Annotated in this window: 10 protein-coding genes; 1 reads left to right on the forward strand and 9 read right to left on the reverse strand. The window is 70.5% G+C overall.

Features of this window, described 5'->3' with window-relative positions; genetic code table 11:
- Positions 1–275, forward strand: a 275-nt coding sequence (locus tag FNH04_RS34150) for a peptidoglycan-binding domain-containing protein (protein ID WP_194236905.1), incomplete at its 5' end; no start/stop codon positions are given.
- A gap of 41 nt (positions 276–316) precedes the next feature.
- Here FNH04_RS34150 and sigJ read toward each other — a convergent pair.
- The 9 genes from sigJ to FNH04_RS34195 all read right to left on the reverse strand — a co-directional run.
- The gene (sigJ, locus tag FNH04_RS34155; protein ID WP_228031781.1) at positions 317–1,258 is read right to left on the reverse strand and encodes an RNA polymerase sigma factor SigJ; all 942 of its coding nucleotides are present in this window, start codon (positions 1,256–1,258) and stop codon (positions 317–319) included.
- Positions 1,259–1,296: 38 nt separating this feature from the next.
- Positions 1,297–2,040, reverse strand: coding sequence for a PIG-L deacetylase family protein (locus FNH04_RS34160; protein WP_152789727.1), 744 nt, complete (start codon positions 2,038–2,040; stop codon positions 1,297–1,299).
- A gap of 38 nt (positions 2,041–2,078) precedes the next feature.
- Positions 2,079–3,380 (reverse strand): alpha/beta fold hydrolase, encoded by a 1,302-nt coding sequence (locus tag FNH04_RS34165; RefSeq protein WP_152789728.1) that lies wholly within the window; start codon positions 3,378–3,380, stop codon positions 2,079–2,081.
- Between the two features lie 146 nt (positions 3,381–3,526).
- A complete protein-coding gene (locus tag FNH04_RS34170; RefSeq protein ID WP_152789729.1) occupies positions 3,527–4,552 on the reverse strand; it encodes a LacI family DNA-binding transcriptional regulator in 1,026 nt (341 codons plus the stop codon).
- A gap of 112 nt (positions 4,553–4,664) precedes the next feature.
- Positions 4,665–6,095 (reverse strand): BNR repeat-containing protein, encoded by a 1,431-nt coding sequence (locus FNH04_RS34175; RefSeq protein WP_152789730.1) that lies wholly within the window; start codon positions 6,093–6,095, stop codon positions 4,665–4,667.
- A gap of 49 nt (positions 6,096–6,144) precedes the next feature.
- Positions 6,145–6,465: an L-rhamnose mutarotase gene (locus FNH04_RS34180; RefSeq protein WP_152789731.1), complete on the reverse strand. Its 321-nt coding sequence runs from the start codon at positions 6,463–6,465 to the stop codon at positions 6,145–6,147.
- A 17-nt stretch (positions 6,466–6,482) separates the two neighbouring features.
- Positions 6,483–7,565 carry a rhamnose ABC transporter substrate-binding protein gene (gene rhaS / locus FNH04_RS34185; RefSeq protein WP_152789732.1) on the reverse strand — a complete coding sequence of 361 codons (1,083 nt, stop codon included), beginning with the start codon at positions 7,563–7,565 and terminating at the stop codon, positions 6,483–6,485.
- Between the two features lie 60 nt (positions 7,566–7,625).
- Complete coding sequence (locus tag FNH04_RS34190; RefSeq protein ID WP_152789733.1) at positions 7,626–8,642, reverse strand: ABC transporter permease; 1,017 nt, start codon at positions 8,640–8,642, stop codon at positions 7,626–7,628.
- A partial coding sequence (locus FNH04_RS34195; RefSeq protein ID WP_152789734.1) for an ABC transporter permease occupies positions 8,635–9,656 on the reverse strand: 1,022 nt, incomplete at its 5' end. The genes FNH04_RS34195 and FNH04_RS34190, both read right to left, overlap by 8 nt.

The raw sequence follows: 9,656 nt of genomic DNA on the forward strand, positions 1-9,656 counted from the left end.
GCCCCACCCCCGAACCGCCCACCGCTCCCTGGATCTCCGAGTGCACGCACTACTCCGGCAACGGACTCACGCGCCGCGGGAACAGCGGCAAACGCGTGTTGCAGGTGCAGTGCATCCTGACGAAGCGCGGGTACGGCGTGGGAAGCAGCGGCGTGGACGGCGAGTTCGGTCCCGGGACGGAGTCCGCGGTCCGGAGCTTCCAGGCCGACAAAGGACTGGCCGTCGACGGCATCGTGGGCCGGGAAACCTGGGTCGCGCTGCGCGGCACGACCTAGGATCCCCCACTTCCCGAGCGTCCGGCGCCCAGGGCCACGCCCTAGCCCACCAGGCCCGCGAGATCGAGGCGCGCGAGCCGTTCCTCGTCCGCCAGGATGTACATCCCGGTGATCTTTCCGTCCACCACGGTGAGCCCCATGACCGACAGCGCCTTGCCGTCGACGACGGTGAGCAGGCCCACCGCGCCGTTGACGAGCACGGGCCGCGCGTACTGAGCGAACTGCCGGAACATGAAGGCGCTCTCGGCCACCTGGTGCCTGCCCCGCAGCGCCTTGGACGCGCCCGGGCCCACTGCGAGGGCCCCGGCGTCGGCCCGCAGCACGACATCGGGGTCGAGCACCGACACCAGCGCCTCGAAGTCCCCGCCGCGCGAGGCCGCGAGGAAGGCGTCGACCGCCTCCCTCTGCCGGGTCGGATCGGGATCCGGAGCGGGCGTCGAGCCCTGCACCCGGCGCCGGGCGCGGCTGGCGAGCTGCCGAGTCGCGGCCGTGGAGCGGCCCACGACGGGCGCGATGTCGTCGAAGGGCACCGCGAACATGTCGTGCAGCACGAACGCGAGCCGCTCCGCGGGCTCCAGCGTCTCCATCACCACCAGCAGCGCGAGCCCCACCGAGTCCGCCTGGAGCACCTCCTGCTCCGGGTCCACACGGTCAAGGGAACCGACGACGGGGTCGGGCACGAACGTCTCGTACGCCTCCATGGGCTCCTCCCGCCGGGTGCGGCGTGAGCGCAGCATGTCCAGGCACACCCGGCCGGTCACGGTCGTCAGCCAGCCGCCGAGGTTCCGCACGTCGCTCGTGTCGGAGCGGCTGAGCCGCAGCCAGGCCTCCTGGACCGCGTCGTCGGCCTCGCTGAGCGAGCCGAGCATCCGGTAGGCCACCGCTCTCAGATGCCCGCGGTGCTCCTCGAACCGCTCGGCGAGCAGTTCCCCGTCAGCCCTGCCGTCCATCTGCCGCTCCCCCATCAGTTCCCCGTCGGTCATCGCTCGTCGGTCATCGCTTGTCGGTCATCGCTTGTCGGTCATCGGCCGAACAGCTCGAACGCCACGGCCGGTCGTCCGCCGAAGCGCTCGCCCGTGGTCCGGGCGTACCCGGTCAGGAAGTCACGGACGTACGTCTCGGGGTCCTCGCTCGTCAACGCCTCGATATACGTGCGGTGTTCGAGCAGTGAGCGCACCGCACGATCGAGCCCCGGTGTGGCGTCCACCGCGTGCGTGGGCGTCGCGGAACCGGCCACGGCCACCCAGCGGACACCGCTCCAGGGCTCCAGCCCCTGCTCCGTGAGCTCGGGGAAGATCCACCGGTTGCCGGCGTCGGCCGCCGCGTCGAGGGTGGCTCGGCCCACGGCCACGTGGTCCGGTGTGTTCCAGGCGACGCCGCCCCAGGTGTCGCGGTGGTTGAGGGTGATGACGAGCTCGGGGCGGTGTCTGCGGATCGCGGCGGCGATGTCCCGGCGCAGTGCCAGGCCGTACTCGATGACGCCGTCCCGGTGGTCGAGGAACTCCACCTCGCTCACCCCCACCACCGCCGCGCTGGCTCGCTGCTCCCGCTCGCGCAGCGGGCCGCACTCGTCGGGCGGCAGGGTGTCGATACCGGCCTCGCCCCGGGTCGCCAGGACGTACGCGATCTCCCGGCCTCCGTCGGTCCACGCGGCGATCGCCGCCGAACAGCCGTATTCGAGGTCGTCCGGATGGGCCACGACGGCGAGGGCGCGCCGCCAGTCCTCCGGCATGGGCTTGAGCTGTTCCGTCTGCCGCTCGGTCATGTCGGCACACTAACCCCCGCCACCGACAGCGGCCCGGTTCACGCCTCGTCCCGCGTCAGCGCCAGCAACCGGTCCAGGACGCGCGGCCCGGAGGCCCGTACGCCGTCGTGCTCGTACTCGTCGGTGACCCAGGTGCGCAGGCCCCGGATCGCACGGGCCGTCTGCAGGGAGTGCGCGGTGTCGACGTACATGTCGTCGTGGTAGACGGCCGCCGCGACCGGCACCTCGTTGGCGGCGAGCCGGGCCGGGTCGTAGAGCGGCTTCCAGTCGGCGCGGGCGGCGAGTTCCTCGGCGGTCTCGCGCAGCGGGCGCAGCGCGGGGTCGACGTCGAAGGTCCAGGGGTGCACCGACTCCCCGGTGAACAGCAGCGGGCCGTCACCGGTGAGCGCCTTGGCCGCGTCGAACCGCGGGAACTCGGCGCGTACCCGCTCCGCCGACCAGGCGGTGGGCCGGTCGCCCTGGCCCAGGCATGCCTCGTGGACGAGCGCGTACAGCGGGTGGCCCGCGTACGACAGCAGTCCCTGCGCCTCCTCCTGGAAGACGTCGGAGAGGGCGGGGCCCTGCGGGGTGGGGACGAAGGCGTCCTCCAGGAGGTAGTGGAGGCGGTGGCTGCCCTCACTGCCGCCGAGGGCGTGGCCGAGGGACTGGAAGGCCTCGACGGTGAGCCGGTAGCCGTTCGGCAGGACGACGTCGTGCGCGAGCAGGTGCCGGGCGATCCGCCGGGCCCGCTCGACGTCCTGCGGGTACCGGGCGTAGTGGGCGGCGACCTTGCGTTCGATGCGCGGGTAGGCGGCCCGGTAGACGTCGTCGGCGTGGGCGTCCAGGGAGGGCAGGCCGCCGGTGATGACGGCGGCGCTCAGCCCCTCGGGAGCGACGGACAGGTAGGTGACGGTGCAGAAGCCGCCGAAGCTCTGGCCGAGGACGGTCCAGGGGGCGCCGCCGGTGATCTCGGGGCGGAGGGCCTCGCAGTCGCGGACGATGGAGTCGGCGCGGAAGTGGGAGAGGTAGTCCGCCTGTTCGCGGGGCCCGCCGCGGAGCGGGAGGGTCTGGCGGTTGGCGGGCGTGGAGGCGCCGGTACCGCGCTGGTCGAGGAGCAGGACGCGGAACTCCTCCAGGGCGCGGCCGAGCCAGGCCTGCCTGCCGACGAACCGGTTGGCTCCGAAGCCCGGGCCGCCCTGGAGGTAGACCAGCCAGGGCAGGTCCTGGTCCGCCTTGTCGCTCGCGACGGCTTCCCGCGCGTACAGCTCGATCCGCTCGCCCTTCGGGTCGTCGTGGTCGAGGGGCACGGAGTAGCGGCGGTCGGTGAGGACGACACCGGGCTGGCGGTAGCTGGGGGTCAACAGGGCTCCCGAGGCGAACGAATTCCAGGCTGCGCCCCCAGTCCACCACAGATCCTTCGTCCCGCCGACCCCGTTGATCAAGAAAATCCACTGAAGCGGCGGTCAGTTCATGCTGAACGGATGGTCAGTTGTCGCTGAACGCACAGTCAGCGCGCCGAAAGGCTGGAGCGCCGCACCACGAGCTCCGGCTGGAGGACGACCCTCTGGTGTTCATGCGGCTTCGGTGCCGTCTCGGCCTCGGTCTCCTCCAGCAGCAGTTCGGCGGCCATCGCGCCCATGGTCACGGCGGGCTGCCGTACGGAGGTGAGGGGGACGGCCGCGGCGGCGGCGAACTCGATGTCGTCGTAGCCGACGATCGCGAGGTCGTCCGGCACGTTCACCCCGGCCGCGAACATGGCCTGGAGGACGCCGAGCGCGAGCAGGTCGTTGGCGCAGAAGACGGCGGTCGGGCGCTCGGCGAGGCCGAGGAGCCGGGCACCGGCGTCGCGGCCGGCGGCCACGTCGAGCCGTTCGGTGGGCAGTTCGCGCAGGCACTGTGGACCGAGCCCGGCCTCGGCCAGGGCGCCCAGCGCGCCCGTACGGCGGTCCCGGACCTGGTTGAGGCCGGGCGGCCCGCTGACGTACGCGATGGAGCGGTGCCCGGCGTCGACCAGGTGCCGTACGGCGAGCGCGCCGCCCGCCACGTCGTCGACGGACACCGAGCACTCGGTGGTGCCCTCGGCGACCCGGTCGACGAGGACGAAGGGGATGCCGTGGCGGCGGAACGTCTCGATATTGCGGCCCGTGGCGTCGGCGGGGGTGAGCAGGACGCCCCGGACCCGCTGCTCGGCGAAGAGCGACAGGTACTCGGCCTCCTCCCCCGCGCTCTGCGCGCTGTTGCAGACCATCACGCCGAGCCCGGCCTGGCGCGCGGCCCGCTCGGCGCCGCGCGCCACGTCCACGAAGAAGGGGTTGCCCATGTCGAGCACGAGCAGGCCCATGATGCGGCTGCGCCCGGCGCGCAGCTGGCGTGCCGACTCGCTGCGGACATAGCCGAGGCGGTCTATCGCGGACAGCACTCGGGCACGGGTCTCGGAGGCCACCGTGTCCGGGCGGTTGATCACGTTCGAGACCGTGCCCACGGAGACTCCTGCGGCGCGGGCGACGTCCTTGATACCCACCGACTGGGCCATCGGGCTGGGACCTCCAGGGAGATGCGGGGCGGCGGGTGCGCGTTCACATTACCTGCGTGGCGCACCCGCCACGGTCGCGTCGGTCACGGTTTCCCGGTCATGACGTGCAGGATCAGGTGGGCAGGCGGAAGTTGAGGTTGCGGAGCGCCGAGGGTGTCGTACCGCTGGACTTCTCCTGGTACATGATCGACAGGAAGTGGTCCTGCGTGACCCGCGTCTCGTCGATCACGACCTCGCCGAAGGCGTTCAGCCCGGCGGCGACCCCGTCGTACAGCATCGCCCAGTCCGTGTATCCGGATGCCGCGGAGGCCCCGGCGATACGGCAGTACGGGAAGATCGCGTAGGCGTTGTCGTACTTGTCGAGGATCAGCTTGGTGCGCTGACTGGAGTTCAGCGGCACCGGTATCTCGGTCTTCTGCCAGGCGCCGGAGGCGTTCTTGCGGACGTGGAAGGCACGGCCGTTGGCGGTCCGGTTGGCGACGTAGTTCGTGGTGCACTGGCCGAAACGGCCGGGCACGTAGCTGATGATGGCGTGCGGACGGCCCGCCGAGTCGGTGAACTGGCTCTCCTGGTTCATCAGCGAGTGGTCCGGGTTGAGCGGGTCCACGACCAGCCCGGCGTCGGTGACGGAGACCCGGTCGGAGCCGCCGGTGGTGCCGACGACGGTGCCCGCGTTGTTGCGCCAGGTGCGGCCGCGGTCGTCCGAGTAGACGTAGCCGGTGTCGTGGTTGGTGATGCCGCCGCTGCTGCACATCACGGCGCCGTTCTGCTCGCGCCAGGTGAAGAAGGAGTGCAGGCGGCCGTTCCGGTCGTAGTCGATGCCGTGCAGGTACATGTTGCGGGCGGTGCTGGAGCCGTGCTCGCTCGTATACGTGCCGGTGGAGCTGGTCCACTCGCCGAGGTTGGTCCAGGACGTGCCGTCGTACTCGGCGAGGGCGTTGCGGCCGTTGCCGGAGACGGCGACGCGGTAGCTCAGCTGGAGTTTGCCCTCGGGCGTCGAGATGAACTGCGGGTAGGTGAACTGCGAGGTGAGCGCGAGGCCGTCGAGGGTGGACTGGGGCGCGCCGAAGCGGCTCGCGGTCCAGCTCAGCCCGCCCGGGTTGTCCATGAGGCCGGCCACCGACTTGACGTAGGTGAAGCCGTCGCTGTGGGAGTCCATGTTGAGGTGCAGCCGGCCGTCGACCTTGGAGATCCCCATGGAGATGACGTTGTGGGAGTCGTTGTACCGGAGGGTGTGGCCGACCTTGACGGTGGACCAGGTGCTCGACCCGAACACGCGGCGGCCGACGACGGCGTTGCGGTCGGCGGTGTACCAGACGGCGTACTGGTAGCCCTTGTAGGTCAGCAGCCCGTTCTTCTGGAACGCGTTGTTGTTGACCAGGCCGTCGTACGACACGAAGAAGATGGCCTGGGTGTCGAGGAGGGTGCTGCCGGTCAGGGTGACGGACGGGCCCGGGTCGGCGGCCCGGGCGGTACCGGAGGCGAGCGCGGGGGTCACCACGGCACCGGCGAGGGCGGCGCCGAGCAGCGTGCGTCTCTTCATCTCGGGGGACTCCATTGTCGGCGAGGTGCGGGAAGGGGTTGGAGCGGGGTCAGGCGAGGTGGAACACCTCGGTGAGCGGTTTCATGGCCTCGTCGGGCCGGGCGCCGTCCAGCGACTCGAAGAACGGCGCCATCTCCGCCTGCCAGCGGGCGTTGACGTCGGTGGCCTCCATGCCGGCCAGGGCGGCCTCGAAGTCCTCGGTCTCCAGGTAGCCGACCAGCAGGCCGTCCTCGCGCAGGAAGAGCGAGTAGTTGTGCCAGCCGGTGGCCGAGAGCGCCTGGCGCATCTCGGGCCACACCTCGGCGTGCCGCTCGCGGTACTCGTCGAGGCGGTCCGCCCGGACCTTCAGCAGGAAGCACACGCGTTGCATCAACAACCCTCCGGTTACTAGAAGTCGAACTCGTCGATGTTGTCCTTGTTGAAGACGGTCGGCTTGCCGAGGCTGATCACGCCGTCCTTGCCGATGGTGTACTCGCCCATGTCACCGGCCGTGAACGTCTCGCCCTCCTTGCCGGTGATCTGGCCCGAGACCAGCGCCACGGCCGTACGGGCGGCCAGCTCGCCGAGCTTCGCCGGGTCCCACAGCTCGAAGCCCTCGACGGTGCCGTTCTTGACGTACTTGCGCATGTCGTTCGGGGTGCCGAGACCCGTCAGCTTGACCTTGCCCTTGTACTTGGAGCCCGAGAGGTACTGGGCGGCAGCCTTGATGCCGACCGTGGTCGGGGAGATGATCCCCTTCAGGTTCGGGTACTCCTGGAGCAGGCCCTGGGTCTGCTGGAAGGACTTCTGAGCGTCGTCGTCACCGTAGGCGACCTTGACGAGCTTCATGTCCTTGTACTTGGGGTCCTTGAGCTCGTCCTCCATGAACTCGATCCAGGTGTTCTGGTTCGTCGCGGTCTGCGCGGCGGACAGGATCGCGATCTCGCCCTTGTAGCCGATCTGCTCGGCGAGCAGCTGGACCTCGGTGCGGCCCAGGTCCTCGGCGCTGGCCTGCGAGACGAAGGCGTTGCGGCAGTCGGCCTTGGTGTCGGAGTCGTAGGTGACGACCTTGATGTCGTTCTTCATGGCCTGCTTGAGCGCCGTGCACAGGGCGCCCGGGTCCTGCGCGGACACGGCCATCGCGTCGACCTGCTGCTGGGTGAGCGTGTTGACGTAGGACACCTGGCCGGAGGTGTCGGTGGCGCTGGACGGGCCGACCTCCTTGTAGCTGGAGCCCAGCTCCTTGAGGGCCGCCTCGCCGCCCTTGTCGGCGGAGGTGAAGTACGGGTTGTTGACCTGCTTCGGGAGGAAGCCGACGGTCAGACCCTTCTTCAGCTCGGCGTTGGGGTTGGCCTTGCCCTCCGAGGCGGCGGAGGCGTTCTCCTCGCTGACGTCCTTCTTGGTGGTTCCGCCGCAGGCGGTGGCGGCGAGGGTGAGGGACGTGACGGCGGCGAGAGCCGCGCAGGCACGGCGGATCGATGACTTGCGCATGGCGGGTTCCTTACGGGGGTGAGCGAAGGGGTGACGAGGTTGTCCGGAGGGGCGCTTGGCCTATGGCGTCGGACTGGGTGCCTTGGACACCGGCGCTGAGGCGGCTGCTCTGCGCCCGGCCCTCGCGACGGAGATCTGCCGTGCGACCCTCGGGCCGAGCACGGAGAGGACGAGCAGAACGCCGGTGACGACGATCTGCGACTGGGCGGAGACGTCCTGGAGGCTCATCACGTTCTGCAGCGCGCCGAGGAGGAAGACTCCCGCGATCGCGCCGCCGAGCGTGCCCTTGCCGCCGTCGAAGTCGATGCCGCCGAGCAACACCGCTGCCACGACGGAGAGTTCGAGTCCCGTGGCGTTGTCGTAGCGGGCGCTGGCGTAGTGCAGCGCCCAGAAGATGCCGGTGAGGGAGGCCATCAGGCCGGTCACCGTGAAGAGGATGAGCTTCTGCCGCTTGACGCGGAGGCCCGCGAACCGCGCTGCCTCCTCGCTCGCACCGATCGCGAACAGCGACCGCCCGAACGGGGTTGCGTGCAGCGCGACCACGGCGATCGCGAGCAGTACGAGGAAGGGCAGGAAGGCGTACGGGATGAAGGTGTCCCCGATGCGTCCGGCCGCGAAGTCCAGGTACGGGGTGGGGAAGTCGGTCACCGCGTCGGAGCCGAGCACGATCTGCGCGATGCCCCGGTAGGCGGCGAGGGTGCCGATGGTGACGGCGAGGGAGGGCAGCCCGAGCCGGGTCACGAGCAGGCCGTTGACCAGCCCGCACACCACGCCCAGCAGCAGGCAGATCGGGATGATCGTCTCGATGGCCATGCCCTGGTTCCACAGGGCGCCCATGACCGCGCCGGACAGGCCGGCGGTGGAGGCCACCGAGAGGTCGATCTCGCCGGAGACCACGAGCAGGGTCATCGGCAGGGCGATCAGCGCGATCGGCAGGGTGTTGCCGATCAGGAACGACAGGTTGAGGGCGTTGCCGAAGCCGTCGACGGTGCCGAAGGACAGCAGCAGCACGACGATGAGGAGGGCGCCCACCACCGTGTCCCAGCGGACGGCGCGCGCGAGCGACGAGTCAGCCATGGCGGGCGTTCCTCTTCTTCAGGGCGGACGCCACGCGCAGGGCGACGATCCGGTCGACCGCGATGGCGAGGATGAGCAGGATGCCGTTGATGGCGAGCACCCACACCGAGCTGACGCCGAGGGCGGGCAGCACACTGTTGATGGAGGTGAGGAGCAGTGCGCCGAGCGCGGCGCCGTAGACGCTGCCGGAGCCGCCGGTGAAGACCACGCCGCCGACCACGACCGCGCTGACGACGGTGAGTTCGTAGCCGTTGCCGGTGCTGGAGTCCACGTTGCCGAACCGGGCCAGGTACAACGCCCCGGCGAGACCCGCGAGGGCACCGCAGAAGGTGTACGCGGCCAGGATGCGCTTGCGGACCGGGATGCCGGCGAGCCGTGCGGCCTCCGGGTTCGAGCCGAGCGCGTACAGCTCGCGGCCGCTGCGGAAGTGCTTGAGGTAGTACGCCGTCGCCACGAGCACCACGAGCGCGATCAGTGCCAGCCACGGCACCGCGGAGATGCCGCCGGAGCCGAAGTCCACGAAGCCGTCCGGGAGGGCGGACGCCACGATCTGGCGGGAGCCGACCCAGATCGAGTCGATACCGCGGATGATGTAGAGCGTGCCGAGGGTGACGACGAGCGCGGGCACCTGGCCGAGGCTCACGAGGAGCCCGTTGAGCAGGCCGAAGCCGACGCCCGTCAGGACCGCGAGAGCCACGGCCACGAGCGGGGCGCCACCTCCCTGGAGGTGGATGCCGGCGGCGAAGGCGCTGATGCCGAGCGTGGAGCCGACCGACAGGTCCACGTTGCGCGTGATGACGACCAGCGACTGGCCGACGGCGACGAGGACCAGGATGGTCGCGTTCAGCAGCAGGTCCTTGATGCCCTGCTCGGTGAGGAACTTGCTGTTGCCCAGCTGGGTGATGACGATCATCACCACGAAGACGGCCAGGATGGCGAGTTCACGCATCTTGAAGACGCGGTCGACCAGCCGGGTGCCGCTTGACTTGGGCGCCTCGGTGGCGGGGGCGGGGG

Origin of the sequence: Streptomyces phyllanthi, assembly GCF_009377205.1 — a bacterium.
Taxonomy (GTDB): Bacteria; Actinomycetota; Actinomycetes; order Streptomycetales; family Streptomycetaceae; genus Streptomyces; species Streptomyces phyllanthi.

Coding starts and splice junctions, on each gene's coding strand:
- sigJ (WP_228031781.1), bottom strand. CDS start 1,258: ATGACCGACGGGGAACTGATGGGGGAGCGGCAGATGGACGGCAGGGCT.
- FNH04_RS34160 (WP_152789727.1), bottom strand. CDS start 2,040: ATGACCGAGCGGCAGACGGAACAGCTCAAGCCCATGCCGGAGGACTGG.
- FNH04_RS34170 (WP_152789729.1), bottom strand. CDS start 4,552: ATGGCCCAGTCGGTGGGTATCAAGGACGTCGCCCGCGCCGCAGGAGTC.
- FNH04_RS34175 (WP_152789730.1), bottom strand. CDS start 6,095: ATGAAGAGACGCACGCTGCTCGGCGCCGCCCTCGCCGGTGCCGTGGTG.
- FNH04_RS34180 (WP_152789731.1), bottom strand. CDS start 6,465: ATGCAACGCGTGTGCTTCCTGCTGAAGGTCCGGGCGGACCGCCTCGAC.
- rhaS (WP_152789732.1), bottom strand. CDS start 7,565: ATGCGCAAGTCATCGATCCGCCGTGCCTGCGCGGCTCTCGCCGCCGTC.
- FNH04_RS34190 (WP_152789733.1), bottom strand. CDS start 8,642: ATGGCTGACTCGTCGCTCGCGCGCGCCGTCCGCTGGGACACGGTGGTG.